The organism is Marinobacter sp. NSM, from assembly GCF_052380025.1.
Classification (GTDB): domain Bacteria; phylum Pseudomonadota; class Gammaproteobacteria; order Pseudomonadales; family Oleiphilaceae; genus Marinobacter.
The window spans coordinates 427,911-454,078 of the sequence record NZ_JBQTCK010000001.1; the positions used below are offsets into that span (position 1 = coordinate 427,911).

The 26,168-nt window shown below is 57.4% G+C and carries 22 protein-coding genes; 17 read left to right on the forward strand and 5 right to left on the reverse strand.

From position 1 onward, the window contains the following. Positions 1-5: 5 nt before the first annotated feature. The gene (locus ACTZWX_RS02035) at positions 6-1,127 is read left to right on the forward strand and encodes a beta-ketoacyl-ACP synthase III (RefSeq protein ID WP_444712526.1); all 1,122 of its coding nucleotides are present in this window, start codon (positions 6-8) and stop codon (positions 1,125-1,127) included. A gap of 6 nt (positions 1,128-1,133) precedes the next feature. Here the strand turns inward: ACTZWX_RS02035 and ACTZWX_RS02040 are convergent, their stop codons facing one another. Next, positions 1,134-1,541 carry an acyl-CoA thioesterase gene (locus ACTZWX_RS02040; RefSeq protein ID WP_444712527.1) on the reverse strand — a complete coding sequence of 136 codons (408 nt, stop codon included), beginning with the start codon at positions 1,539-1,541 and terminating at the stop codon, positions 1,134-1,136. Positions 1,542-1,630: 89 nt separating this feature from the next. Here ACTZWX_RS02040 and ACTZWX_RS02045 point away from each other — a divergent pair, with 89 nt between their 5' ends. From ACTZWX_RS02045 to dinG, 5 genes are read left to right on the forward strand one after another with little or no spacing between them, the layout of a single operon-like run. Continuing rightward, entirely contained in the window at positions 1,631-2,404 is a 774-nt protein-coding gene (locus ACTZWX_RS02045) for an MlaA family lipoprotein (protein WP_444712528.1), read from the forward strand. 23 nt (positions 2,405-2,427) lie between these two features. Beyond that, positions 2,428-3,915 (forward strand): DUF3336 domain-containing protein, encoded by a 1,488-nt coding sequence (locus ACTZWX_RS02050; protein WP_444712529.1) that lies wholly within the window; start codon positions 2,428-2,430, stop codon positions 3,913-3,915. 12 nt (positions 3,916-3,927) lie between these two features. Next, positions 3,928-5,625 (forward strand): AAA family ATPase, encoded by a 1,698-nt coding sequence (locus ACTZWX_RS02055; RefSeq protein ID WP_444712530.1) that lies wholly within the window; start codon positions 3,928-3,930, stop codon positions 5,623-5,625. A gap of 3 nt (positions 5,626-5,628) precedes the next feature. After that, positions 5,629-6,342, forward strand: coding sequence for a general secretion pathway protein GspB (locus tag ACTZWX_RS02060; RefSeq protein WP_444712531.1), 714 nt, complete (start codon positions 5,629-5,631; stop codon positions 6,340-6,342). Continuing rightward, complete coding sequence (gene dinG / locus ACTZWX_RS02065) at positions 6,342-8,522, forward strand: ATP-dependent DNA helicase DinG (protein ID WP_444712532.1); 2,181 nt, start codon at positions 6,342-6,344, stop codon at positions 8,520-8,522. Before ACTZWX_RS02060 ends, dinG begins: the two co-directional genes overlap by 1 nt. A gap of 246 nt (positions 8,523-8,768) precedes the next feature. Here dinG and ACTZWX_RS02070 read toward each other — a convergent pair whose 3' ends face one another. Continuing rightward, complete coding sequence (locus tag ACTZWX_RS02070; protein WP_444712533.1) at positions 8,769-11,492, reverse strand: LuxR C-terminal-related transcriptional regulator; 2,724 nt, start codon at positions 11,490-11,492, stop codon at positions 8,769-8,771. 214 nt (positions 11,493-11,706) lie between these two features. Between ACTZWX_RS02070 and cysB the strand changes: the two genes are divergently transcribed. Then, on the forward strand, positions 11,707-12,684 hold the full coding sequence (cysB, locus tag ACTZWX_RS02075) for an HTH-type transcriptional regulator CysB (RefSeq protein WP_444712534.1): 978 nt from the start codon (positions 11,707-11,709) through the stop codon (positions 12,682-12,684). 70 nt (positions 12,685-12,754) lie between these two features. Here the strand turns inward: cysB and ACTZWX_RS02080 are convergent, their stop codons facing one another. Further along, on the reverse strand, positions 12,755-13,480 hold the full coding sequence (locus ACTZWX_RS02080; RefSeq protein ID WP_444712535.1) for a phosphoadenylyl-sulfate reductase: 726 nt from the start codon (positions 13,478-13,480) through the stop codon (positions 12,755-12,757). A 245-nt stretch (positions 13,481-13,725) separates the two neighbouring features. Here ACTZWX_RS02080 and thrH point away from each other — a divergent pair, with 245 nt between their 5' ends. Continuing rightward, the gene (thrH, locus tag ACTZWX_RS02085) at positions 13,726-14,340 is read left to right on the forward strand and encodes a bifunctional phosphoserine phosphatase/homoserine phosphotransferase ThrH (RefSeq protein ID WP_058089690.1); all 615 of its coding nucleotides are present in this window, start codon (positions 13,726-13,728) and stop codon (positions 14,338-14,340) included. Between the two features lie 45 nt (positions 14,341-14,385). On the opposite strand, the gene pabB is transcribed toward thrH, so the two are convergent. Further along, positions 14,386-15,747 (reverse strand): aminodeoxychorismate synthase component I, encoded by a 1,362-nt coding sequence (gene pabB, locus ACTZWX_RS02090; RefSeq protein WP_444712536.1) that lies wholly within the window; start codon positions 15,745-15,747, stop codon positions 14,386-14,388. A gap of 173 nt (positions 15,748-15,920) precedes the next feature. On the opposite strand from pabB, the gene ACTZWX_RS02095 reads away from it, so the two are divergent. Together ACTZWX_RS02095 and ACTZWX_RS02100 are read left to right on the forward strand one after the other, a co-directional pair. Next, complete coding sequence (locus ACTZWX_RS02095) at positions 15,921-16,499, forward strand: hypothetical protein (protein WP_444712537.1); 579 nt, start codon at positions 15,921-15,923, stop codon at positions 16,497-16,499. A gap of 170 nt (positions 16,500-16,669) precedes the next feature. Further along, positions 16,670-17,482 carry a DUF6160 family protein gene (locus tag ACTZWX_RS02100; protein ID WP_444712538.1) on the forward strand — a complete coding sequence of 271 codons (813 nt, stop codon included), beginning with the start codon at positions 16,670-16,672 and terminating at the stop codon, positions 17,480-17,482. A gap of 140 nt (positions 17,483-17,622) precedes the next feature. On the opposite strand, the gene ACTZWX_RS02105 is transcribed toward ACTZWX_RS02100, so the two are convergent. Then, on the reverse strand, positions 17,623-18,237 hold the full coding sequence (locus ACTZWX_RS02105) for a hypothetical protein (protein WP_342632406.1): 615 nt from the start codon (positions 18,235-18,237) through the stop codon (positions 17,623-17,625). A 237-nt stretch (positions 18,238-18,474) separates the two neighbouring features. Here ACTZWX_RS02105 and ACTZWX_RS02110 point away from each other — a divergent pair, with 237 nt between their 5' ends. The 7 genes from ACTZWX_RS02110 (at position 18,475) to ACTZWX_RS02140 (ending at position 26,136) form a co-directional block, all read left to right on the forward strand. Next, a complete protein-coding gene (locus ACTZWX_RS02110) occupies positions 18,475-19,500 on the forward strand; it encodes a DUF58 domain-containing protein (RefSeq protein ID WP_444712841.1) in 1,026 nt (341 codons plus the stop codon). Beyond that, entirely contained in the window at positions 19,497-21,587 is a 2,091-nt protein-coding gene (locus tag ACTZWX_RS02115; RefSeq protein ID WP_444712539.1) for a transglutaminase TgpA family protein, read from the forward strand. The genes ACTZWX_RS02110 and ACTZWX_RS02115 overlap by 4 nt, the downstream gene beginning before the upstream one ends. Next, positions 21,580-22,611, forward strand: coding sequence for a DNA polymerase III subunit delta' (gene holB / locus ACTZWX_RS02120; RefSeq protein WP_444712540.1), 1,032 nt, complete (start codon positions 21,580-21,582; stop codon positions 22,609-22,611). Before ACTZWX_RS02115 ends, holB begins: the two co-directional genes overlap by 8 nt. 106 nt (positions 22,612-22,717) lie before the next feature. Further along, positions 22,718-23,068, forward strand: a complete 351-nt coding sequence (locus ACTZWX_RS02125; protein ID WP_444712541.1) for a PilZ domain-containing protein — start codon at positions 22,718-22,720, stop codon at positions 23,066-23,068. A 12-nt stretch (positions 23,069-23,080) separates the two neighbouring features. Then, positions 23,081-24,001 carry an alpha/beta fold hydrolase gene (locus ACTZWX_RS02130; RefSeq protein WP_444712542.1) on the forward strand — a complete coding sequence of 307 codons (921 nt, stop codon included), beginning with the start codon at positions 23,081-23,083 and terminating at the stop codon, positions 23,999-24,001. Beyond that, positions 23,994-24,905, forward strand: a complete 912-nt coding sequence (locus tag ACTZWX_RS02135; RefSeq protein ID WP_444712543.1) for a DUF4892 domain-containing protein — start codon at positions 23,994-23,996, stop codon at positions 24,903-24,905. The genes ACTZWX_RS02130 and ACTZWX_RS02135 overlap by 8 nt, the downstream gene beginning before the upstream one ends. 4 nt (positions 24,906-24,909) lie before the next feature. After that, complete coding sequence (locus tag ACTZWX_RS02140; protein WP_444712544.1) at positions 24,910-26,136, forward strand: patatin-like phospholipase family protein; 1,227 nt, start codon at positions 24,910-24,912, stop codon at positions 26,134-26,136. The last annotated feature ends 32 nt before the right edge of the window (positions 26,137-26,168 follow it).

Sequence of the window (26,168 nt, forward strand, 5' to 3'; positions counted from 1 at the left end):
TTATTGTGATTAAAGCCGTCATCAGCGGAACCGGCCTGTATACGCCACCCGCCATTATTGAAAACGATCAACTGGTTGAAGCCTTCAATCAATACGTAGAGCTGTATAACGATGAACACGCGGAAGAGATAGCCCGCGGTGAACTGACGGCTCTGCAACCTTCGTCATCTGCCTTTATTGAAAAGGCATCGGGCATCAAGCGACGTCATGTGATTGACCGTGACGGTATTCTGGACCCGAGGCGCATGACACCGAATATTCCGGACCGGGATAACGAAGAACCGTCAGTCCAGTGCGAGATGGCCATTGTGGCCTGCAAGGAAGCACTTGAGCAGGCGGGCAAAACCACGGCGGATGTGGATGCGGTGATTGTTGCCTGTTCCAACCTGCAGCGGGCCTATCCGGCCATTTCCATTGAAGTCCAGCAAGCCATGGGCATCGACGGTTTTGCCTATGACATGAATGTGGCCTGCAGCTCCGCCACCTTTGGTATCCAGGCTGCGGTGAACGCGGTGGAAAACCGCAGCGCCAGAGCCGTTTTGGTGGTCAGCCCGGAAATCTGCTCCGGGCATCTGAACTTCCGGGACCGGGACAGCCACTTCATTTTTGGAGACGCCTGCACGGCGATTCTGGTGGAAAGGGAAGAGAACACCCAGGCTGGCCAAGGTTTTGAAATTCTCGGTACCCGCCTGAAGACTCAGTTTTCCAACAATATCCGGAATAACTTCGGCTTCCTGAACCGGGCGGACGAATCGGGTATTGGCAAGCCGGACAAGTTGTTCATCCAGCAGGGGCGCAAAGTGTTCAAAGAGGTGTCACCGCTGGTGGCAGACACCATTCAGGGCCATCTGGCATCCCTGCAGCTGACGCCGGAAGACCTCAAGCGCATGTGGTTGCACCAGGCCAACCTGAACATGAACCAGCTGATTGCCCGTAAGGTTCTTGGCCGGGATGCAACGGTCGAAGAAGCGCCGGTGATTCTGGACGAATACGCCAACACCAGTTCGGCCGGTTCAATCATTGCCTTCCACAAACACAAAGATGACCTGAAAACCGGCGACCTGGGCGTGATCTGCTCCTTCGGCGCCGGCTATTCCATCGGTAGCGTGGTCGTTCGCCACCGTTGAGGCCTGTTACCTCGCTGCCAGTGCCCTGAGGGTGTCCGGCAGCGAGGTAGACTTGCGGGTTTCCCGATCCATCCAGACTATTTTTGCATAGCCTTCCGCGTACACCACTCCCGTATCCGAATCTTTCAGCAAGTGGTAGGTATCCAGACTGGTATTTCCCGCCTTGTCCGCGTATGTTTCAACCACAACGTTGGCGGGGTGAGTCAATTCCTTCAGAAATGTGGCACTGGTCTTTATAATAACCGGTCCGGTTGGCTCTTCCGCGCCACCCAGTTCCAGTGACGACAGCCAGACAATCCGGGCTTCTTCAAAGAAGCGGAAGTAAACCGTGTTATTGGCGTGGCCGTATGCATCCATATCGCCCCATCGCAGCGACATGGTCAGGGAACTGACGGGATTTCCCGGTACTGACATCTGATTTCCTCCGGATGACTCACATAATAAAAATCGCGTGCTGGTATTGTCGACGAACTGAAACAGATTAAACAAGCCAAGAGAGCAAAATGAGAAACCTTTTATCCCGGCGCCTGGCCCTGCTGGCCGCTCTGCTCCTTCTCACGTTTGCGGGTGGCCAGTTACACGCCCAGAACATGCAGGAGCCGGTTCCCGAGGGTTCTATCCCGGTGAATACTGAGGATCCCTACGAGAACTGGAACCGGAAGGTGTTTTCGTTCAACGATGCCATTGACCGGTGGTTCCTTCGGCCCGTCGCGCAAGCCTATCGCACCGTAACGCCCACCATCGTTGACCGGGGTATCACCAACTTTTTCAATAACCTCACCGAAATCCGGAACTTCAGTAACAGCCTGCTGCAGCTGAAAGGGGAGTCAGCAGTGGTGGCCGCCGGGCGTTTCACCTACAACACGGTATTTGGCCTTGGGGGCATTTTCGATGTGGCCACCGCCTTTGACCTGCCCGAACGCCCGGAAGACTTTGGCCAAACGCTGGGATACTGGGGTGTTGGCTCTGGCCCGTATCTGGTTATGCCGTTTCTCGGTCCGGCCACCCCGCGTTATTTCACCGGCATGGCCACGGACGGTTTCGTTTTGCCATCCGCCTGGGATGAGGTCAGCAGTCCGGAATGGTATTACCTGCGGACCCTGCAGATCGTAGACAGACGCGCCGACCTGATACCGGCAGAAAGTTTTATTTCTGGTGACCGGTACTCGTTTGTGCGCAATGCGTTCCTGCAGCGTCGTGAATTTCTGATTAACGATGGTAAGATCACACAAGACCCCTTCGCAGATGATGACGACTTTATGCTCGACGATTTCTGAGCGTTCACGCCGGGAGGCCGCAGGTGATCAAGGACCCCAGGATAGCCCGATTCCGCAAGTTGTTGGCGGAAGCTCCCAATTATGAACAGTGGAAGGCCGCCGCGCTGGAGCTGGATTTTTTGGAAGGCAATGCGGAGTGGAAGGAGGACTTTGCGTCTGACCTTTACCACTATGAGCTGATCTATGATCGGCTCAGTAATATCAAACAGTATCGTCAGCAGAACGACTTCGAGCGTTTGAAGCGAGCGCTCCGGGAAGGCCTCCACCATGATCTTGGCAACATGGGCAATCCCGCGCTTTACACACGTTCCCGGGTTGGCACCAAGCACCTGATCGAGGAATACATCACCCAGGTGTGCGAGGCCCTGGATTACCTGTGTGATCATCCGGTGCCGGGCTTCCCCGTCTATGACAAACTTCAGTTTTTCCGAGACACCCTGACCAGTTATGGCCGGCCAACGCTGCTGCTCAGCGGTGGCGCCAGTCTGGGTATGTTCCATTTTGGGGTGATCAAGGCGCTCTGGGAAAAAGGCCTGCTGCCGCAGGTGATTGCGGGTTCCAGCATTGGCGCCATCATTTCCGGTATTCTCGGCGTGCATACTGACGCGGAAATCCCCGAAATGCTGGTGCCCGAGAACCACAACCTCAACGCCTGGAAGTGGCGGGGGATCATGAGCGCCATGCGGGGTGATGGCCTGATGGATCAGGAAACCCTGAAAAACTGCCTGCGGGCAAACATCGGCGACTATACCTTTGAAGAGGCCTACCAGCGCACCGGGCGAAGCATCAATATCAGTGTGTCGCCGGTTCAGACGCACCAGAAAGCACGGTTGATGTGCGGTTACACCTCGCCTTATATCCAGATGTGGAGTGCGGCTCTTGCCAGTGCCGCGGTGCCAGGCATTTTCCCGCCCGTTACTCTGATGAAGAAAGACCTTTACGGTAATTCGCTACCCTACATGCCCCGGTTGAAGTTTGTGGATGGCTCGGTGGTCAGCGATCTTCCTATTGAACGGTTGATGCATTTATACGATGTGAACTTCACTATTGTCAGTCAGACCAATCCCCATGTTGTGCCGTTCCTCAGCCAGCAGAGCCGCGATGAAAAGCTGTCCCTGGGCCGGCTGCCGGTGCATCTGGTGAAGTCCGAGATCCAGTTCCACGGCCAGGGTGTGTTCGATTATCTGAGAAAGCGGGTACGCCCGGAACTGATGCGGCAGATGGCTGGTCAGATGTACACCATCATGGCCCAGCGCTACTCCGGTGATGTGACGATTGCGCCCACCTATGCATTCCGGGACTTCCGTCGTATGCTGTCCAACCCCAGTCCGGAGTATGTTCGTGAGATGATTCTGGCCGGTGAGCGAGCAACCTGGCCGAAAATTTCGATGATTCGCTCCCATGCACGCATTTCGAAAACGCTTGAACGGTGCGTTCGTCGTTTGAAACAACAGAACCGCAAGGCCGCTGAATTACGCCTGGTCAGCGGAGCCGATAAGGCTAAACCCTGATCCTGAGGAACCATGTACTACGATTTTTTCGGCTTTAGGGAACCTCCGTTTTCCATCGCACCGGACCCTCGCTACCTGTATCTGAGTGATCGCCATAAAGAAGCGCTGGCGCACCTGATGTACGGCGTGCAGGGGCAGGGCGGGTTCATTGTCATTACCGGTGAGGTGGGAACCGGTAAAACCACCGTGTGCCGCTGTTTTATCGAGAATGCCCCCGAACATGTCGATATTGCGCTGATTCTCAACCCGCGGCTGTCTGCCCGGGAGCTGTTGTCGTCCATCTGCGACGAGCTGGAAATCGACCACGCGCCGGAAGCCACCATCAAGCAGCTGGTGGATGGCATCAATCAGGACCTGCTCAAGGCCCACGCTGCTGGCCGCCATAAAGTTCTGATTATTGATGAGGCCCAGAATCTGTCCGCCGACGTGCTGGAACAGCTGCGCCTGCTCACCAACCTGGAAACCGCTGAGAAGAAGCTGCTGCAGATTGTGCTGTTGGGGCAGCCGGAATTACAGGACATGTTGGCGCTGCCTGAATTGCGCCAGCTCAACCAGCGTGTGACCGCTCGGTACCACCTCGATGCCATCGAGCAGGCAGACCTGCCGGCCTATCTGCGTTACCGGTTGAGTGTGGCCGGGCTGCGTGGCGATATCTTTAGCCCGGCAGCTGTCCGGAAACTCTATCGCCAGAGCCAGGGGATTCCCCGATTGATCAACCTGATCAGCGATCGCGCGCTGCTGGGAGCCTATGCGGAGGGTGAACATCAGATCACGGCAGACCACATCCGTCATGCCGCTCGGGAAGTGCACGGTAACAGTCGCCTGAATATCACCGGCGGGGGCAGGGACGTTTCCCGTGCCGGTCACCTGTTGCTGTTATCGGCGTCGGTCCTTGTGGCAATTATCGGCACCATCTGGTTGTTCCAGCTGCCAGTAACCGAACAGACTCTCGCTGACGACCTCGAAGCACCCGCCATCTCTGGCGTCATCGAGCGTGTCACTGAGCCGGTGATGGCGGAGCCTGAACCGGCCGCAGCGGAGCCGACAACGCCCCCGGCACTCGTGGAACCCGATGTGATGGCCTTCGAATTTGAACGCCACACCCAGACCCTGACTGATGCATTTGGGGAACTCTTCGGCATCTGGGGCGAAGAGTATGACGCCCGGCAGTTTCCGGTTGCCTGCGATTACGCCCGCAGCGTCCGCCTTGGCTGCCTGGAACGGCAGGGCAGCCGACGCAGCCTGGAGTTTCTGGATCGCCCGGCGATTCTGCGCCTGCGCAACGGAACAGGCGACACCAGCTATGTGGTGCTGCGATCTCTGGAGGAGGATACCGCCCGTATTGAGTTGGCGGATGAAACCCGCGAAGTTCCGTTTCGTCAGATAGAGCAGTATTGGTACGGTGATTTCCGGGTGCTGTGGCGAATGCCCGAGTATATGTCGGGTGATGGTTTTTTTGCTGGCACTTCCGGGGCGCAGCTATGGATGGGCGCGCGGATGATGGAACTGGCAGACCGGATATCGCCGAACCAGGCAGAGAGCGCCCGGGTAAAGCGGCTGACTACCGAAGAACAGGTGCGCTGGTATCAGGAGACCAAAGGGCTGACGGTGGATGGGATTGCCGGGCCGATGACCATTATCCAGATCAATAATGACCTGGGCACGAATATACCCCGGCTGGTAGCGGCCCGTGTGGGCAATAGCGGGTAGGCTATGTCATATATACTTGATGCGTTGAGAAAATCTGAAGCCGAGCGGCGACAGGGCAAGGCACCAGACCTGGGGCAGCAGGTACAGATGGTCTACAGGCCCAAAAAGAAGCCGTTATCACCCGTTGTCTGGGTGGTTCTGGCGCTGTTGCTCAATGCTGCTGTCATGGCTTACCTGTTCTGGCCAGCGCAGCCTTCAGTTCAGCGCCCGGTGGAGGACGCACCGACAGTGGCGCAGCCAGCGCTAACCGCTGCAGATCCGGATGACGTGGTCACCGAACAGCAGTCGGTGGCCCCGGAAACTGCTACGGTCGAGGCGACGCCACAGGTTGAGCCAATCCGGGAAGTGGTTCCGGTGTTTGAGGTGGCGGACGAGCCCCTGTTTGAATCCGGCAATGAAGCTCCCCTGGTGATTGTTCCGGACCAGTCTGTTAGGGAAAGGGTGTTGACGCCGGCAGACTCTCAGGGCAGAGTGCCGCACCTGGTAGAACTGCCGCTGTCGTTTCAAAAGAGCGTTCCTGATTTGACCTTCAATAGCCATATCTATTCGTCCGACCCCATGGCCAGCCGGGTAATGATCAACAATCAGTATCTTCGCCCTGGCGACACCTTTGCCAGCCTGGTGGTTGAGCGTATCACTGAGGATGGCGTGATTCTCAGCAAATCTGGCCAACGTTTCCGGGTAGGCACGGTACGAGACTGGGTGAGCCCGCGATAATGGCGCTGACCGACGACGTCAAACAACAGATACAGCAGGCTTATCGAGATGTCTTGGCCGGTAAGGACGTTCGCGCCCGTTACGGCCAACGGCTGATGATCGCGGAGATTGCCCGTTACATGGGTGAAATCACCGACAACGATGGCCAGCGTACCTCGCCACCGGCAGCCTGTGTGGTGGAAGCCGGCACCGGTACCGGCAAAACCCTGGCGTACCTGATCGCAGCGATACCCGTAGCCAAAGCCCTGGGTAAAACGCTGGTGATCTCCACGGCAACAGTGGCGTTGCAGGATCAGATTGTTCTGAAGGACCTTCCCGACCTTCGCAAACACAGCAAACTGGATTTCAGCTGGACCCTCGCTAAGGGGCGGGGTCGATATCTGTGCATGTCCCGCCTGGAGGCCCGGTTACACGACGAGGGCCATGGTGACAGCGACACCATGCCCCTGTTCCTTCTTGATCAGCCCATGGATGACGAGGCTGCAAGCCGAATCACCTTTGAGAAGATGCTTGCCACCTACGGTTCCCGTGAATGGGACGGCGACCGGGACCATTGGCCGGAGCAGATTCCCGATGAGATCTGGCGCCAGGTGACCACCGACCACCGCCAGTGTACCAATCGCCATTGTGCTTACTTCGACAGTTGCGCGTTTTTCGATGCCCGCAAAGACCTGGACGACGCCGATGTGGTGGTGGCCAACCACGACCTGGTGTTGGCCGACCTTGCCTTGGGCGGCGGTGCCATTTTGTCGGAGCCGGAAAATGCCCTGTTCATATTTGACGAAGCACACCACCTGCCAGACAAGGCGCTGAATCATTTTGCTGCGTCGGTGCCGTTGAACTCCACACGGCAATGGCTGAAACAGTTATCCCAAGCCCTGGTGAAAATGCAGTCATGGTTACCTGGCGGCTCCCAGGCCGCCAAGGCGGTTGAGAAAATCAGTACGTCTGGCCGTGACCTGGATCTTGCCCTTGGTAAGGTTTACGAAGAGGTTGAGCAGAACACTGATTGGGAATTCAATGACGAACGGCGCAGTGCCCAGTGGCGTTACCCGGATGGTGAGCTGCCGGACGCCGTTGCGGAGCTGGCGGCGGAGACCCGGATTGTCACGGCGGGCCTGGTTCGGCATCTCGGCACCTTGGTGGATGAACTGCAAAGCGCCTTCGATGAGCGAAAAGACCCGGAACTGGACCGGGACACTGCCGACTCCTGGTATCCGGTGATTGGCGCTTTCCATAGCCGGGCAGAGGAGCAGCTACGCCTGTGGGCAGCCTGGTGTGAATCCGGGCCGGTCATTCCACAAAACGAAGAGCAGGTGGAAGCGGCACCGGTCATTCGTAAAGGGCCGCCGCCTGCCCGCTGGGCCGTGCGCCAACGTTGGGACCATGCAGAAGATATTGCCCTGTTCAGCTCACCGGTGCTGGCGGACAACCTGTTGTATTCCCGGCTGTGGTCGCGGGTCTATGGCGCCGTTCTGACCAGTGCCACACTGACGGCCCTGGGCCGTTTCGACCGTTTGCGTTCCCGTTCGGGATTGCCAGAGGCCAGCCGTTATCTGGTGGTGCCCAGTTCCTTCCGTTATGGCGAGATGGCCACGGTGGAAGTGCCGGCTATGGCTGCAATGCCAACCGATGATGGCTTTGCCGAGGCGCTGATCAAGCGACTACCGGATCTCTGGGCAGGTGAGAAGGCCACTCTGGTTCTGTTTACTTCCCGCCGGCAGATGCAACAGGTGAGGGATGCTCTGGCGCCGGACTACCCTGAGTTGATTCTGACGCAGGATGACATGGCGAAGAATGAGGTGTTGCGCACGCACTGCTCTCGTGTTGATGAAGGGCGCCCCAGTGTTCTGTTCGGAGTGGCCAGCTTTGCTGAGGGAATCGACCTGCCCGGAAAATATCTGCACCACGTGGTGATCACTCGCCTGCCTTTCTCTGTGCCGGACGACCCGATCGAGGCCAGTCTGGCTGAGTGGGTGACCCAGCGGGGTGGCAACCCGTTTATGGAAATCACCGTGCCGGATGCCTCCGTAAAGCTGGTCCAGGCGGTGGGGCGGTTGTTGCGCACCGAGCAGGATACCGGGAGGGTAACCATTCTGGACCGCCGTATAGTGGCGCGCCGATACGGCCAGTTGCTGCTGGACGCGCTGCCGCCGTTCCGGCGAATCATCGAGCATTAATTCGGGCCGTGCCCATAAAAAAAGAGCCAACCCGAAAGGGGATGGCTCTTATCGAAAGGGGTTCAAACGAACCCGGGCGTCGAAACAACGCGGAACAAGAAGTCTGAAGGCCTGAAGTTCAGAATTCCCGGCAAGGCGTTAACCTCACCATGGTTGAATAATAGGGCTTAACGGGGCGTAAACGGATCGTCCAAAGGGCGTAGTGAGGAGGCTTAATTCTCGAAAAGTGTGACCTGCATCACACTTTTATTCGCGGAGCACTTTCAGTTCCCGTGCCCGGGCCAGAGCTTCGGTGCGCCGGCTAACGCCGAGCTTTCCGTACAGGTTCCGGATGTGTGCTTTGACGGTGGCGGGCGCCACCGCCATCCTGATGGCGATGTCCTTGTTGGCCAGCCCCTGATTAATCAGCAGCAGTACTTCCTGTTCTCTCTGGCTCAGGGGTTCGGCCAGCCCGTCAGTTGTTTCAGAAGGCTGGTCCGATTGGGGCTTGGATATGGCAATGTCGGCGTTTCCGGATAGCTGGTCTTTTAGCATGGTCAGCAGTTCACGGTTCCAGCGCCCAGGCGTTCGTAGCCGGGGGCAGTCCAGCAGCATGGCCCGGAGACTGGGGCTTTCTTCCGCAAACAGCTTCAAAAAACCTGCGTTTTCGGCTCTATCCAGCGCCCTCTCCAGCATGACGGCGGCTTCCTCAGTGCGATCTTCCTGCGCAAGGGCATCGGCATACACCAACAGGATCTCCACCAGATGTCGGTTATGGGCGTTGCGTTCCGCCACCGGAACCAGTGCCGACAGGGTTTTCTGCGCTTTCTGGTAATCCTTTTGCGCTACCTGCACCCGGGCCAGCGCGATCTGGTTCTGTTCCCGGTTCAGGGGGTTGGTGGCTGGTGTTTCCAGGGCCGCCTTCAGGGTGGTCATGGCTTTATCAGAGAGGCCCAGCGCAAGGTAACAACGAGCCAGAAGGGCCGAAGCGGCAGGTGGCTCAAACAGGATGTGGTCACGGCGCTTGCTGCCAACGGCGACAGCGTCATCCAGCAATTCAATGGCCTCTTCGAGTTTGCCTTGGCTGAACGCAAGGTGGCCGCGTACGTACTGGATGACCACGTGCTGTCCGGGCTCCGTACCTTTCTCCACATGCTCTAGCAGCGGAGACAGGTAACTGGCGGCCAACTCCGGTTCATTGCGTTCACGGTAGATTTCGGTCAGCGCGCTGTTCTGCCAGCAGGAAATAAGGCGTGGCTGGCTTGGGTCTGCAAAATGCTCATCCACCCAGTTGCGTACGCGGGTGGTGGTTTTCAGGGCCAGCTCGGTGTCACCACGATTGTACTGAATCCACGCCAACAGGCCGCCGGAGGACAGCGCGGTGCTGGCCTTGCGCTCTATCTGGCCATAGTGAACGGCTGATTCCAGCGCTTCCTCGGCATCGTTGAGTTCACCCTTACCAAAGTAGTCGAGGCCGAGGCCGTAATAGGTGACGGATTTCAGCGGAATCTGGATCTGATCGATGTCCTTGAGTACCTGGCGGGTCAGGTCTGACGCATTCTTTTCGTCATTCCTGCTTCGGGCCAGGTAAGAACGCACCAGGGATATTTCACTGTGGATAGCCAGCGCGCCCTCAGCATCCGGATGGGAATCGGCTACCCGACGGTCGAGCAGATCTTCGACTTCAGTCAGCAGGGGCGCCAGGCCCTCAACGCGGTTGGCAAAGAACAACCCCCAGATTCTGAGCATCTGCAACTGAGGGCTTTCAGCCAGTTGCCTTGGCGGTATCGTGTCCAGCCAGGCCAGTACCGGCAGGTGGTAGCCACCGTGAATCAGGTTGTTACCATGCTCGGCAAGTACCCGGGCCAGGCGGTCAGTGTCATTCTGGCTGACGATCTGGGCAATCCCTTCCTGTACCTGGCCGTGGCTAAGCAACCAGTCAATGGTGCGGGATTGGAGCTCCGCCGCCCGTTGTGGATCAATCGATTCTATCCGTTGGAGCAGAGCTTCGCGGAACAGGTCATGGTAGCGGAACCACTGGTTGTGTTTGTCCAGGGGAATCAGGAACAGGTTCAGGGAAAGCAGGCGAGTGAGGATGTCCTGGCTGTCATCCCGCTGGCGAACGGCATTGCACAGTGAGCTCGACAGACGAGGGCAGTAAGCAGTATCCAACAAGAATCCGGTGAGTTCGTCCGGGAGCTGGTGAAGAACTTCGGCAAGAACATAGTCACTAATCAGCGCACCATCTGGTGTGCCGATACGCTCATGGCCGGAGTGGCCGGACTCCAGGGCTTCGGTTTTACCTGCCAGGGCGGAGAGCTGCATGGCGGCAACCCAGCCCTCGGTACGCCGGCAAATGGTGCGGATCTCCTGTTCAGAAAGGTTCATTGCCATGGTGTCCTGGAAGAAGGCTCTGCATTCGTCTTCCGAAAATGCCATCAGTCCCAGATGAATATCCTGAACCTGGCGCCTGACCCGCCATCGTGCCAATGGCAGTGGGGGTTCAGTGCGGGAGGCGATGGTTATCAGGATGCCCGGGGGAAGGTAGTCCATGCACCAGGCTAACTGACGGTGGATGCCGTCGTTACTGATCACATGGTAATCGTCGAGAACCAGATGCCAGGGATTGCGGTCTTCGGCCAGGGTATTGACCAGCCCGGTAATGGCGGCAGTCAGGTCGTCACCCTGTTGCCGGGATATCTGCTTCTCGCAGTCTTCAAGCCCCATGAGACCGGCATGCTTGAATGCGCCAATCACGTACTGCCAGAACTGCCCCGGCTGATCGTCATGCTCATCCAGTGACAGCCAGGCGGTGCTGGTACTGTTGCGGGCGCACCACTGGCTGACCAGGGTGGTCTTGCCAAAGCCTGCCGGTGCCACGATCAGGTTCAGCCTTTTACCTTGCTCCGGTTCCAACAGGGCGTCCAGCCGGTGCCTGCGCACAGCTCTGGAATCGGGTGTTGGCCTGAGAAATTTTGTGGTCAGTAGCATGATTTCCCGGGGTCAAGGCATGGTAGTAACCGGATTGTGTGCTTTGTCGCACACAAGTCAAGTGTTGCGGTGACGCAAAGCGTTGGTGGGGCAGCGAATCCTGGTAATTGGTCTACACTGAATACAGATAAAATTGTATATCCAAAAAGAATGAAAAAATAAATTCTTATGCGTATTATCGGGTAAAAGACTCATCCAGGGAGCGACAGACTCAATGAAATTACAGCAGCTGCGTTATATCTGGGAAGTGGCGCACCACGATCTGAATGTCTCCGCCACCGCCCAGAGCCTTTTCACTTCCCAGCCGGGTATCTCAAAGCAGATTCGGTTACTGGAAGATGAGTTGGGCCTGGAGGTGTTTGCCCGCAGTGGTAAGCACCTGACTCGCATCACCCCCGGTGGCGAGATTATCATCCGGGAAGCCGGTGAAATACTGCGCCGGGTGGAGGGCATCAAAAAGATTGCCCAGGAGTTCAGTAATCAGCGCAAGGGTGACCTGAGTATTGCCACGACCCATACCCAGGCCCGTTACGCCTTGCCACCGGTGATCAGTGGTTTCATTGAAGAATATCCGGACGTGTCTCTGCATATGCATCAAGGCACGCCGATGCAGATTTCGGAGATGGCTGCCAATGGCGCTGTGGACTTCGCCATCGCCACTGAGGGCATGGAGCTGTTTAATGATCTGATCATGATGCCTTGTTATAAGTGGAATCGCTGCGTGATTGTGCCCAAGGATCATCCGCTGGCAAAAGGGCAGGAGCTGACCCTGGAAGAGCTGGCGGAGTATTCCCTGGTGACCTACGTCTTTGGTTTTACCGGCCGGTCCAAGTTGGATGAGGCCTTCCAGTCACGTGGTCTGACACCAAAAGTGGTGTTTACCGCTGCCGATGCCGACGTGATAAAAACCTACGTAAGGCTGGGGCTCGGGGTCGGGATTATCGCCAGCATGGCGTTTGATCCAAAAGTGGATACCGATCTGGTATCGCTGGATGCCAGTAAACTGTTTCGGCCTTCCGTCACCCGAATCGGGTTTCGAAAAGGGACCTTCCTGCGTGGTTACATGTACGATTTCATGCACAGGTTTGCGCCACACCTGACCAAAGACAGGATCGATAACGTGGTCGCGCATCAGGGCAGTCGCACAGAAATCCAGGATTTGTTCAAGGATATTGAGCTGCCGGTTTATTGAAGTTCTGAATAACAAAAAAGCCCGCCGTCCGTGATGACGTGCGGGCTTTTTTTGCGGGTGTGAAATGGGGTTAGCCTGATTTGCCGATCAGGTTGCCCGCATGCAGGCCACATTCCTTATGGGTGGCCTCTTCCCACCACCAGCGGCCTTCCCGCTCGTGCTGACCCGGCAGAACCGGCCTGGTGCAGGGCTGGCAGCCGATGCTGACGAAGCCTTTTTCGTGCAGTGTGTTGTAGGGCACCTCAGACATCCGGATGTAATCCCAGACCTCTTTCGAGCTCCAGTTCGCCAGCGGGTTGAATTTCACCAGAGTCTTGTTGTCGCTGGAGAAAGCTGAATCAACCTGAACGACCGGTACGTCGTTTCGGGTACCGGGGCTCTGATCCCTGCGTTGCCCGGTAATCCAGGCATCAACGGTCGCCAGTTTCTTGCGCAGAGGATTGACCTTGCGAATGCCGCAACATTCGGAATGACCATCTTCGTAGAAGCTGAACAATCCTTTGCGGTTCACCATGTCCTGAACTTCACCGGCATCCGGGAACAGCACTTCGATCTCGATTCCGTAATGCTTTCGCACTCGCTCGATGAAGTCGTAGGTCTCCGGGTGCAGCCGGCCTGTGTCGAGGGTAAACACCTGCAGGTTTTCGGTTAGCTTGTGGGCCATTTCGATCAGCACCACGTCTTCGGCGCCGCTGAATGAAATGGCGATGTTGTCATAGCGCGCCAGCGCCGCCTTGAGGATAGCCCGGGGGCTTTGGCCGTCGAGTTCAGCGCGGAGAGTTTCAATATCAGTCATGTTGCTCCAGGGGGCTTTTCCACTGTGCGATCAACGGAGTGAATAAAGGCGTGATCTAACCTGAAATAAAGGCTACCACCAAATGCCTCATAGCTTGAAGGAATGAGCATCTATATCTTTATGCCTCGCTGATAAGGTGATCCATGGGATTCACGATGCATTCCGGCCAGGATTTTCATATCATACGCCCCAGACATCCTGGGCCTTGTTGGCCCGGCCAATTATGACTTTTTCAGGAGACCGTTGTGGAACTCGCATGTCTTGACCTTGAGGGCGTACTGATCCCGGAAATCTGGATCGCATTTGCAGAAAAAACCGGCATAGAGGAGCTCAAGGCAACCACTCGGGATATTCCTGACTATGATGTGCTGATGAAGCAGCGCCTGCGGATTCTGGACGAGCACGGTTACGGGCTGCCGGAGATCCAGGAAGTGATCAGCACCCTGGACCCACTGCCTGGCGCCCGTGAATTTCTGGATTGGCTGCGTGAGCGGTTCCAGGTGGTGATCCTGTCGGATACCTTCTATGAATTCGCCATGCCCCTGATGAAAAAACTGGGCTATCCGGCTCTGCTTTGCCATAAACTCGAAGTGGCGGAGAATGGGCAGATCACCAACTATCTGCTGCGTCAGCGTGATCCCAAGCGCCAGTCAGTTCGTGCTTTTCAGTTGCTGAATTACCGGGTGATTGCGGCCGGTGATTCCTACAATGACACCACCATGCTGGGCCAGGCAGAGGCCGGCATTCTGTTCCATGCTCCGCAGAATGTTATTGACGAGTTCCCGCAGTTCCCGGCGGTGCACAACTTTGATGACCTGCGGCAGGAATTTCTCAAGGCCAGCGCTGTTCATACGGCCTGATTATTCGAGACTCTGAGCCGCGTTACCGTTACCCGGTAGCGCGGCTCAGGGTTTCAGTTCCTCCAGAAATCGCATCAATGGTTGCACCTTGGCCAGCGTTTCCTGGTATTCGGCTTCCGGCTCGGAGTCGGCGACGATTCCACCTCCCCCCCAACATCTGACGGTTCCGTCCGCTTCGCACAGCAGCGTTCGGATCGCAATACTGCTGTCCAGACTGCCATCAAGTCCGTAGTAGAACACGGATCCACAGTAGGGGCCGCGCCAGTGGGGCTCCAGCTCCGCAATGATTTCCATGGCCCGGATTTTCGGGGCGCCGGTAATGGAGCCACCGGGGAACGCATCAAACAACGCCTGCAGCGGGCTGACGCCGGGTTTCAGGGTGGCCCGAATGTGGCTGACCAGGTGATGCACGTTACGGTAGGACTCAAGGGCGAACAGCTCGTCCACCTTGACCGAGCCGGGCAGGGCATGGACGCTGAGGTCGTTACGGAGCAGGTCGACGATCATCAAGTTTTCGGCCCGGTCTTTCTCCGAGGCGAGCAGTTCACGGGCCAGGGCTTCATCCTGTTCGGGATTATGCCCCCTGGCACGGGTGCCCTTGATGGGACTGGTTTCAATCACACCCCCGCGAATGGCAAGGAATCGTTCCGGCGATATCGATACCACCGCATCACCACGGCAGCGGAGAAAGGCTGCATAAGGCGTTGGGTTGGCATGGCTGAGCGCGTTGAAGGCATCCCAGGGACTGCCTTGATAACGCCCCTCAAAGGACTGGGACAGATTGGCCTGGTAGCAGTCACCAGACTGAATGTACTGTCGTACCTGATCTACCCGCCGCCGAAAACGCTCGGGCGCCTGCGTTGGGTTGAAGGGGTGGGGCATCCGCCAGGGTTCATGATCAGCGTTAACGGGCTGGTCAAGCCAATCGACGAGTCTGGTTTTCGTCGGGGCTGGCAGTTGGGGGTGGACCCACAAATAACACTCGCCGCTTTCCAGATCCTCACTGGCCATCCACAGGTACAGCCCGGAGAAAAACAGGGGGTAACGGTGTTCTTTCGCCAATCTGTTCAGCTTTGGCTCCCGGGCGTAGCCGAACTCGTAGGCAATACTGCCAATCCAACCTCCCTTTAGCGGGCAGGGCACTTCGTCATCAATGATGCCGGGCTGCCGGCAGGCGTCTGCCAGTGCCTCCAGTTGAGTGGCCAACGCTGGCGTATCGATTCGGTTACCGGGGCTTCTCTCGATGACGACCTGTTCCACAGCAAGACAACTGAAGCCCCGGGCCCCACCACGGCCCCCCGATGACGCCTGGCTGCCGAGAAAAACAAAGTCCGGTTGCTGCGAGGCATGGGTGCATAGTTGGTTGTACTGTTGCCGAGTAACCGGTTGGCAGAGAGGAAAGGCCAAGATACCTCCGTTAAAAATTGGAAGAATGATACACGATGCACAAAACGGCCGTTGTCGGATTAGGACAGGCGCTGATCTAATGGTTATACGGCACTGATCCACCCGGAGCGCATTTTACCGGGTTTTGACGCCCATGAACTGAAAATCCATAAAACAAGAACGGAAGTTGTCCTATGTCCCGCTTCAGAAAACACGCACTTGCCGCCACGTTCAGTCTGTTTGCCCTGGGTGCGACGCATTCGCTTGCGGAGGGTTTGCCGCAAGACGGTCCCTTGTCTGATGGAAAAATTTCGGAGAATGAGTTGGGTGTGGTTATTCTCAGCGCGCAGCAGCAGCTGATTCGGTTGTCGGAGGCGGCAACGAAAGAATATCAGTCAGCCATCTTGGAACCGGGTGCAAATACGCCGAAGGCCTGGATGCTGATGAAGGATGGTGAAACCGTAAAGCGGATCAATATTGATGCTAAGGCTGTTGGCATGCCTGCGGTCGCACAATTAAAGATGTATCGGGCAGCTATTAAGTCGATTGCCCAGCGAGGACAGATAAACGCTGCGGCGATCCTCTACACCGGTAGGGTGAGTGAGGGGAATGAGACGGAAGTTCTGGTGATAGAGCATGAGCATCGCTTGGGCGTGTCCTCAAACAAGGTGATTGGCTACGAGATTCGTAATGAAGCGATTTCCTGGGCTGAGCCGGTCTCTCAGGAGAAACCGTTTGAATGGTTTTACGAGGGTAAAGGCGGTAAGTCCTGAGCAAAATGAGAACTCATCGATACTTGTTTCCAATTGTAAATGTAACGTAAAAGACTGTGAATGGAGTCACGGACTAGGACTGTAAAACAATCTTAAATGGACCTGTGGAGTAAAGGACTTCACTTAAAAAACTCACACAAGAATAAAATGAGTTTCACAAGGAGATAATAATGAAAGGCCTGAAGAAAATTGCTCTGGCAACTGCCGTTGCCGCTATGCCATTCGCTGCTCACGCTGACATGAAAGCTCTTGACGATACCGCAATGGGTAACGTTACTGGCCAGGCTGGTGTGACCATCGAACTGGAAACCAAAGTCAGCATCGGTCAGTTCGTGTACACCGATGAAGGTAGCTTCACCGTGAACGATATCGTTCTGGGTGGTTCTGGTGTTGCTGGCGGTCCTGGCTCCGATCTGCTGGACGACCTGTACATCGATATCGATGTAGAGGCTGACGGCGACGCAGTCATCTCCGTTCACTCCATCTCCGGCGCCCCGATCGACTGGGGTATGACAGCCAGCTCCATGGAACTGGTTGCAGCTGATGGCAGCGAGAGCACCACACTGGTTTCCAACCTGAGTGGCTACGGTGCGTTGGGTCAGCTGGACATTCGTGTTGATACCGCGACTGACACCCTGAACCTGGACGTTGCATTCAACGTGCAGCAGATGGACTTCGATGTTGACTTCCTGGGTGTTGGTATCCGTGACATGGCTATCATGGGTGGTAACTTCTTTGAAGAAGTTGCAGCTAACGGCCAGCCAGTTAGCGCAGCCGGTCTTTTCGCTGTTGCTAACGTAGATGTTTACAAAGGCGATGGTCTTGGTGCATCCACTATGACTGACGTCCTGCGTATCGACATCAACGAAATCACCATGGACATGTCCATCGGTGCGATCGAGATTGGCGGCGCTTCCATCGGCTCTATCGCCATGGATAACCTGACCATCTCCGACACTCGTCTGGCTGTTTACGGTCACTAATCTGACCTGAACACCTGTGTAGGTGATGAGCGCCCCGCATTGCGGGGCGTTTTTAGTTAGTCAGAAAAAATCTGGCCAAAACAAAACGGCGACCCGAAGAAGGTCGCCGTTTTACTTTTTTTAAAGATGAGGGCTCTGAATCAGCGGTCGGGCACCTGAATGGACAGGTCGAATCCGCCACCGGGTCTTGGGGTTAGTTGGATTGGCCCCTCATTGATCCCGTGGGGAATATCAATGCGATCAATGCCCGGCGGATTACCGATACTGAAGTTCAGGTTCTGCCCGTCGAATCCAATTCCCAGTTGGTCGTTAAGAAACGTCTGGGTAAAAGGTTCGTCGGGTATCTGTGGTTGCTGGCCGAAAATGAGTTGTGGAAGGGTATCGGCAAAATTGGCCGGGGGTTGTGCCCGGGCCAGTTCCTCGGTTGGCAGCAGGAGAGCCCTGCGCAGGAATTCCTCCTCGGCGCTGCTCAGAGCGTCGGACTTGCCATCTTCCATATAGCGCTGGAGCGCTTCGCGGTAGGCTTCCTCTTCGGCTTCACTCAGAACCGGCTCGCCGGGCGAGATGGTCAGCGCCCTGATAATGCGCTGGCGATCCGCTTCGTTTCTTTGCTGGTCCCTTGGCACAACTATGACTGCGGAATCCTGAACATAGGTTTCCACCATCTCATCCGATGTCATCGTCTGAACGCCGGCCATGGCCGGAGCGGAGAGAGTGACGGTGATGGCCGTTGCAAGCAGTGTTGGGCGTGTCATGGCATAGCCTCTTGCGTTACCGGATCAGTTGAGGGGCGCGGCTGAGACTACTCTATTCAGTCAATACGCTTCCTTATCGGAGTATTCGGTTTGTCAGACAGTTTTTCAACCGGAAAGTGCCTGGTCTGTGATCAGAATCCGCAGTTTGGCAGTAAAGCTTTATGAGCGGCCGGATAATATGGTTTGATGCGTGCCGGTAACGGGTGAACTTTTGAGGAAGAATGCGGCCTGATGGGCATGATAACGCGAAAACTCCGGCAACGATGGCAGCACTGGATTAACCGTAGGGTTCCCCGCGGAGACAGCCAGACGTTCAGCCAGAAAAATATCTTCATCCTGCCAACCGGTGCTGGGGTGGTTTTTGGTGTTCTGCTGCTGATCATGCTGATCACCGGTATCAATTACCAGAACAGCCTTGTTTACCTGCTGACCTTCATTCTCGGGGCCCTGTTCGTCGGTGCCATGCATCAGACCCATCGCAATCTCTCGGGGCTGACGCTCGCCCTTATTCAGCCCGGCGAGGGCGAGGCCGGGGATGATGTACCGTTTCGATTCCGGGTCACCGCTGGAAAGGATAGCGGGCTTGCCATTGCGCTGTCGGTTGTGGATTCAAAGCTGGAAGGTGTCCATGTGCCGGCTGGCCAGGCCCGGGACGTTATTTTGCCCATCCCCTCAGCCGATCGTGGGTACCTTCGGCCAGACAAGGTTCGGATTGAAACCCGTTTTCCATTCGGGTTGCTCAAGGCCTGGTCCTGGTTGCGCCCGAGTTCGGCCGGCATTGCCTATCCCAGGCCACTGGTTGCTCCGGAGGTAATCAGCCAGGTGGATGACGGCAGTGAAGCCCGTTCTTCCGCGCCGGTGGCCGGTCAGGACAATGCCGACCTTCGGCCCTGGCGTGAAGGGGATCTGAGCCAGCGGGTGATGTGGAAACGGTTTGCCCGCTCCGGGCAGATGGTGGTTGCCGATTGGGAAGGGGAGCAAGGAAGCCCCCACTGGCTGGATTTCAACGCTTTCCCGGGCGCGGATACTGAGCTCAGGCTCAGTTACCTGGCCTGGCTGGTGGCCGACCGGCTACAGAAAGGTGCAAAGTTCGGTTTGAACCTGCCGGGGGAGGTCATCGAACCCGACACCGGCGCAATCCATGGAGACCGGTGCCTGCGGGCGCTGGCGGTCTGGGGCGAAAAGCCGCCGAGAGAGCAGGATGCATTGCCGTTTGGTACCCGTAAAACCGTGGACGGCGCTACGGCGGGAGGCAGCGTATGAGCCGCCTGGTCGATGTACTTCTTGGTAGAAACCGCCGTTCCGATGTACCGTTAGATGCCATTCCTGGCACTGCGCTACTCTGGCTGATTGGCAGTTTTGCACTGTTACTGTTGCCGCAGTGGAACCGGTTACCCTGGTGGCTGATTGCCGCCTGCGTGGTGCTGGCCGGTTGGCGCTGGCTAGCCCAGAGTGGTCGGGTGCGATTGCCGGGGCGCTGGTTGCGTACGGGCATTATGCTGGTGTTGATCGGAGTCTACCTGGGCACTGTTCAGGGCCGCTTTACCGTTGATACTGCTGCGTCGTTCTTCGTATTGGCGGTGGGGCTCAAATGGCTGGAAACCCGCTCCGCCCGGGACTTCTATGTACTGTTTTTTATTCTGGTGTACCTGGCGGCTGTAAACTTCCTGTTCCAGCAGGACATCCTGTGGGCCCTGCTGACGTTTGCGGCCATTGCCTGCCTGCTGGTGGGCCTGCAGATTCTCAATGCCCCGGATTTGCCCGGTTCATTGAAGGCGGGCTGGAAGCGGCTGGGCCTTTTGATGGTGAAAACCCTGCCGGTAGTCGTCCTGTTATTTGTGTTCTTTCCGCGTATGGCGCCGCTGTGGAGCGTCCCGCTGGTTTCCGGCGAGGCTCGCAGCGGTATCTCCGATACCATGCGCCCCGGCGATATCTCCAATCTGGCCCAGAGCAGTGAGCGGGCGTTCCGCGTGAGTTTTGGTGGTCCGATTCCGGAGTATCGGGATCGCTATTGGCGAGGGCTGATTCTCGATTATCTTGACGGGGAGACCTGGCGGCAGCGCGACCGGGAGCCATTTCAACGCCCGGGCAGGGTGGCGGTGGATGGCGGCATTGGGGCGCTGGCGAGCAACCAGTACGATGTACTGATGGAGCCGACGGACCAACGATGGGCCTTCTCTCTGGAAAATTCCATTGCGGTGTCGGACAACGTGTTTGAAGCAGGGGAAGACCTGTTCCGTTTCCGTCGCCCCGCGGACAGCCCGGTGCGCTACCGGTTGGCAATGGCTCCCGGGCAAACCCGGCCGGAGGGCGAGCTTTCCCGGGAGGCTCGTCAGCGCTACCTGCAACTGCCCGGCGACGGTAACCCCCGGGCCCGGGCGTTGGCCATTGAACTGGCAGGCCGGTATGCCCCGGCCGAGGTCGTCAACGAACTGATGCAGCGGTTCCGTAACGAGGAATACTATTACACCCTGCGGCCGCCGGCGATGCCGAACGATGGTGTGGATACTCTGTTGTTTGAGGCGCAAAGGGGGTTCTGTGCCCATTACGCGGGCGCTGCCACCTTTGTGTTCCGGGCGGCCGGAATTCCATCCCGTGTGGTAGTGGGGTACCAGGGCGGGGATGCCGGTGCCGGGGGCGATTATCTGATTGTGCGCCAGTATGATGCCCATGCCTGGGTGGAAGTGTGGCTGGAGGGCCGGGGCTGGGTCCGGGTTGATCCTACCGCCGCGATAGCGCCTGATCGCATTGAATTTGGCCTGCGTGAGGCGATGGCTGAAGAGGGCTCCTTCCTGGAGAATAACCTGACCTCTCCCCAGCGGTATGGCGATCTGGCGGTTTTGCAGTGGGCGTCGTTGCAGCTCGACCGAATAAACTACCACTGGCAGCGTTGGGTGGTGGGCTATCAGGGCCAGAGCCAGATGAACCTGATGTCCCGGCTGCCAGGCGGCATTGGCATGAAGGAGCTTGGCTACATTACCGCCGGGCTGGTTGGCTTTGCCCTGCTTGTGGCCGGGTTGGTGTCGGCGCTTTCAATGACCCGGGGAGCCCGTCAGGATGGCTTCAGGCGCGTGGTCGGATCATGGCACCGGCTGTGTGAACAGGCCGGTGTGCCTGTGCGCAGTGGCGAAACTCCGGTGGTGCTGGCGGAGCGGATGGCCGAGGCCCGGCCATCGGTGGCGGAGTCTGCCCGGATCTTTGCCCGGACAGTGAACAGCCATTACTATAGCTCTGCCTCAACCCGTCAGGCTGATGACGATACACGGCGGCTGAGGCGGCTACTGAAAACCATGAAGCGTCAACTCAAACGCAATCAGGAAACCGGATCCCGGATGCCGAAACATGACTGACATCGCACAGGAAATGCCCTGGCTGGCCCGCGCCTGGTCGGCAGTGCAAAGCCGACTGGCACAGGATCGTTTGCCCCACGCATTGCTGGTAGTGGGTGAGCGTGGCGTAGGAAAGCGCGCCTGGGCCCAGGCAGTGGCCGGATTGCTGTTGTGTGAAACACCGGCCAAATCAGAATCCGGCGCGGCGGTGGCGTGTGGCCATTGCAAGCAGTGTGAGCTGATGGCTGCAGGCAGTCATCCGGATCTGCGGGTTTATACCCCGGAAAAATCGCGCATGGTGAAGGTTGACCAGATACGGGCACTCTCCACGTTTGCTGTTGCTTCGCCCCAGGTTGGTCACCACAAGGTCGCGATTGTTGACCGGGCAGATCAATTAAACATCAATGCCGCCAATGCGTTGCTGAAAACCCTGGAAGAGCCGTTGCCGGACGTGACTTTGCTGCTGTTGCAGGAGAGCGGTCGGCCGGTCCTGCCGACCATTCGCTCCCGTTGTCAGGCGCTGACCATACCCTTGCCGACAGCAGAGCAGGGCGGGCAATGGCTGGCTGCCCGCGTGGCTGAGCTGGACGAGGCAAGCCGGCCGGGGGCGGAGACCTTAGCCAAAAGCCTGATGCTGGCGGGCAATGCACCGCGGTTGGCGCTGGACTATGCCCTCGGAGATTTTTTGCCCCTTCGGGACAAGGCCTTTGAAGCATTCCGGCAGTTTATGAAAGGGCAGATCCCGGTTGGCGAAGCGGCTAAATCCTTCAAGGCCCTTGGCCTGGACAATTCGCTCTGGTTATTTGAAAGCTGGGCCGCGGATCTGGCGCGGGCCAGTGTGGGGGGGGCAGTATCTGACCCGGAAGCGGCGGACATGCTTGGTTATCTGGCAAACAACAATCCGCCGTGGCGGGCTCATCAGCTCCTGGACCTGGTCAGGGAAAGTCGCAGTGCCGCGGTATATAATGCCAGCCCGGAACTGGAGGCCAGCCAGCTTCTGATTGCCTGGCGGGAACTGATGCCAAGGAAGCGGAAAGCAAGCTGAGCTTTCTTCAATTTCAGCTGCTATGATTGTGAAATGTCAGGAAATTCCTGAAGCATTGTGGCAATGTTTAACGACACAAGAACTTCCAGCGTAAAAGGTATGTGATATGGGCCCAGGATTTGGCGCACGCAGCGGCATTCTCACCCTGACCATCAAGGACAAAGCGGTTCTGTATGCCGCCTATATGCCCTACATTCGGCAAGGTGGTTTGTTCATTCCTACCCAGAAGCAATATCAACTCGGAGACGAGGTGTTTTTGCTGCTCAACCTGATGGACGAGGCGGAAAAGATACCCGTAGCCGGTAAAGTGGTGTGGATTACCCCTAAAGGGGCGCAAGGTAACCGTGCAGCAGGTATCGGTGTCCAGTTTAACGGTGACGATGAATCCGCAAGGACCAAGATCGAGTCTTACCTGGCAGGCTCGCTGAGCTCTGATCGCCCAACGCACACCATGTAGGACTCGCCTTGCATGACTGACACTGTGTTACCCGGCAGTGGGCACGACATTCCGGCCGGCTGCCGGGAGGCACGCTGGCCGCTCGATAACCTGACCCTTGCCGGCCTGACCTGGCATACGGACCCCTCGCACGAAGTTCGCTCCCCCATACTTATGGTGCACGGCTGGCTTGATAACGCCATGACATTCGCCCGGTTGGCGCCAGCGCTGGCCTCCGATGCCAGTGTTCACGCAATCGACATGGCTGGTCATGGCCACTCGGGGCATCGACCACCGGGCTATGGTTACTGGCTGATGGAGTATGTGGCAGACCTCAGTGAATTGATTGACCATCATTTCCCGGAAAGCGAACGGTACCCCCTTGATCTGGTGGGCCATTCGCTCGGTGGTATCGTTTGTGCTCTTTATGCGGCAGCTTTCCCTGAGCGGGTGAGGCGGCTGGTGATGATTGACAGCCTGGGTGCCCTGAGCCGTCCCGCCAAGGAAACCATCCCCCAGTTGCGCCGGGCCTTGCAAAAAAAGCGGAACGGATCTGCACCTCCGGCGGTCTATCCCGATGTGGCGACGGCGGCGAGGATCCGTGAGGGCGGGCTTAGCCCATTGAGCGCCGAGGCTGCAGCATTGCTGGTGCCCAGAAACATGCGGGCTGAAGGAGATGGCTTTGTCTGGCGCACCGATGCACGGTTAAGGCATCCCACGCCTTTAATGATGACCGAAGAGCAGGTTCATGCCTCGCTGGCCGCCATCCAGACGCCAACCCTGTTCGTAAGGGCGTCGGAAGGGTTGTTGGTCAGCCGTGGCGGATTGGACAAGCGTGCAGAGCTGATACCCGACCTGACGACAGTGGACGTTCCCGGGGGGCATCATTGTCACCTGGATGGTGACACCACGCCGGTTGCACATGCTATAAAAAGGTTTCTATTCAATGAATAATCGTGCTGTTGTAATGAAACTCCGGAGCCTGTTGGCGTTTGCTGTGTTGGCTTTCGGTTCCGTGGTGTCAGCTTCGGAGCTCGGCGAGCCGTTGGATGCGTTCGCCCAGTCGAGCCTTCAGTCGGCGCTGGACATTCGGTCGTCCGGGCACCTCGTGCTTATGAGCCCGGTTCGTGAGATACGCGGAGAGATCCGCTCGGATGTCATGGCCAGGCTGCCGGTAAACGGCAAGGGCCAGTTATTCGAAATCAACCGGGATGCGAGCCGTAGGGCCGCACAGGAACACTATCGGGGCGAGCTTCAGGCGCTAGGCGGCCAGATCCTTTTCGAATGTTCCGGAGTGGCCTGTGGTCGAAGCAACGTCTGGGCAAACCAGATTTTTGAGCAACCCAGGCTCCTTGGCCGGGATCAGGACCAGGACTACTTCGTCGGTGCCGTGGCGGATGTTGATGGCAACCGATGGTTGACCCTGGTGTACACCGTCACCCGTGGCAATCAGCGTGAATATGTTTGGGTTGAACATCTACAGGTAGCAACCGGAGCGGACATTCCCGGCTTTCAGGCCTCTGCTGCACGGTTGCTGGGTCCCATAATTGTGCCCTGGCAGGGCGGTGTTACCCATCGGTTTGATTTGTCGACTACCGATCGCCGGCGGTTGGGAGAGTGGGCGGCGGAGGAGGGCGCCGAGGTGGTGCTCGCCGCGTTTTCTTCACTGGAAAATGATGAAAGCCTGAATGATTCGATCGTAAGGGCGGAAAGGGCTGCGGGCGCCCTGGCCGACGTACTGGCGAAATCCGGCGTCTCCCGGGAGCAGGTCCGCACTCTGGCCATCGGGCCTGGGGTGCAGGTAGCGGACCCAAACCGCACGGGTGACCGCATCGAAATTCTGGTAATCAAGAGGTAAGGGAATGTCCGGGGACACTAAGCCAGACGACCAACCGGTCGGCAGTGAGCAAGCAGCTGCGGAGGATGGCGTCAGCAAAGTATTGGCAAGTTCTGACGTATCGCCGGCCGAAGCTCCGGCCAATTCTGCACGCAAGCCCTCGCAAACCGGAAACGGCAAAACGGTCGCCTTGACCCTGGGTAGTGGCGGTGCCCGGGGTTACGCCCACATTGGCGCCATTGAGGTACTGCAGGAACGGGGTTACAACATTATCGCGATCTCCGGCTGTTCCATGGGCGCCCTTATCGGCGGTATGTACGCGGCTGGCAAGATGAAGGAATACAAGGACTGGGTGACCGGGCTGGGCCAGTTCGATGTCCTGAAACTGCTGGACGTTACCTTCACTTCGGTCGGCGCGATTCGGGGAGAGAAGGTCTTCTCGGTGGTCCGTGACATTCTGGGCGACACCCGGATCGAAGACTTGCCCATTGCGTTTACTGCGGTTGCCACCGATCTCCTTGCCCATAAGGAAATCTGGTTTCAGGAAGGGCCGCTGGATCGCGCCATCCGTGCATCCATTGCCATCCCGAGTGTTGTGACGCCTCTGGTGCTGGATGGCAGGGTGTTGGTAGACGGTGCATTGCTGAATCCCCTGCCGATTATCCCGACGATCTCTGCCCACGCTGATTTGATCATGGCCGTCAACCTGAGTGGCGAGGATGAACAGCCAAGGCGAATTCCCGATGCGGCATTTGCCGATGAAGACTCCGGCAGCGATATGGATGAATGGGTCGACGCCATCCGGGATAAAGCCTCCCGGTGGTTTGACTGGGATGCCATTAAATCCCTGACTTCCAGGAAACTCGATACCGGGGAATCTCCCGAAGAAAAAATCACCCGGGAGATGGCGAAGAAGCATAAAGAGAAGGATTTGAAAGCCCGGCACGAGGAGCCCGAGAAGGCCGCTCATCACCAGAAACGGGATGACCACGAGACCATTGACTGGGACAAGCTGGGCATTGGCAAATTTGATGTGATGAACCTGACCATCGAAACCATGCAGAGTGCTTTGGTTCAATACAAGATTGCCGGGTATCCGCCTGATCTCCTGGTTAATATCCCCAAGAATGCCAGCCGAAGTTACGATTATCACAAGGCACCGGAACTGATTCAGCTGGGCCGGGAGCGTATGGCTGCCGCACTGGACCGGTTTGAGCAAAGCCGAAGCAGTTCCGGTCCGTTGGCCCTTTAATCTGTATGCGGGCTGCAGGCCTGTGCTTAATA

Bases quoted from the DNA above. Each gene is read 5' to 3' on its own strand.
- holB (WP_444712540.1), top strand. From the start codon at position 21,580: ATGACTGACATCGCACAGGAAATGCCCTGGCTGGCCCGCGCCTGGTCG.
- ACTZWX_RS02105 (WP_342632406.1), bottom strand. From the start codon at position 18,237: ATGACACGCCCAACACTGCTTGCAACGGCCATCACCGTCACTCTCTCC.
- ACTZWX_RS02130 (WP_444712542.1), top strand. From the start codon at position 23,081: ATGACTGACACTGTGTTACCCGGCAGTGGGCACGACATTCCGGCCGGC.
- ACTZWX_RS02095 (WP_444712537.1), top strand. From the start codon at position 15,921: ATGTCCCGCTTCAGAAAACACGCACTTGCCGCCACGTTCAGTCTGTTT.
- ACTZWX_RS02055 (WP_444712530.1), top strand. From the start codon at position 3,928: ATGTACTACGATTTTTTCGGCTTTAGGGAACCTCCGTTTTCCATCGCA.
- ACTZWX_RS02040 (WP_444712527.1), bottom strand. From the start codon at position 1,541: ATGTCAGTACCGGGAAATCCCGTCAGTTCCCTGACCATGTCGCTGCGA.
- ACTZWX_RS02070 (WP_444712533.1), bottom strand. From the start codon at position 11,492: ATGCTACTGACCACAAAATTTCTCAGGCCAACACCCGATTCCAGAGCT.
- ACTZWX_RS02080 (WP_444712535.1), bottom strand. From the start codon at position 13,480: ATGACTGATATTGAAACTCTCCGCGCTGAACTCGACGGCCAAAGCCCC.
- ACTZWX_RS02135 (WP_444712543.1), top strand. From the start codon at position 23,994: ATGAATAATCGTGCTGTTGTAATGAAACTCCGGAGCCTGTTGGCGTTT.
- ACTZWX_RS02115 (WP_444712539.1), top strand. From the start codon at position 19,497: ATGAGCCGCCTGGTCGATGTACTTCTTGGTAGAAACCGCCGTTCCGAT.
- ACTZWX_RS02140 (WP_444712544.1), top strand. From the start codon at position 24,910: ATGTCCGGGGACACTAAGCCAGACGACCAACCGGTCGGCAGTGAGCAA.
- ACTZWX_RS02125 (WP_444712541.1), top strand. From the start codon at position 22,718: ATGGGCCCAGGATTTGGCGCACGCAGCGGCATTCTCACCCTGACCATC.
- ACTZWX_RS02060 (WP_444712531.1), top strand. From the start codon at position 5,629: ATGTCATATATACTTGATGCGTTGAGAAAATCTGAAGCCGAGCGGCGA.
- cysB (WP_444712534.1), top strand. From the start codon at position 11,707: ATGAAATTACAGCAGCTGCGTTATATCTGGGAAGTGGCGCACCACGAT.
- dinG (WP_444712532.1), top strand. From the start codon at position 6,342: ATGGCGCTGACCGACGACGTCAAACAACAGATACAGCAGGCTTATCGA.
- ACTZWX_RS02110 (WP_444712841.1), top strand. From the start codon at position 18,475: ATGATAACGCGAAAACTCCGGCAACGATGGCAGCACTGGATTAACCGT.
- ACTZWX_RS02045 (WP_444712528.1), top strand. From the start codon at position 1,631: ATGAGAAACCTTTTATCCCGGCGCCTGGCCCTGCTGGCCGCTCTGCTC.
- ACTZWX_RS02100 (WP_444712538.1), top strand. From the start codon at position 16,670: ATGAAAGGCCTGAAGAAAATTGCTCTGGCAACTGCCGTTGCCGCTATG.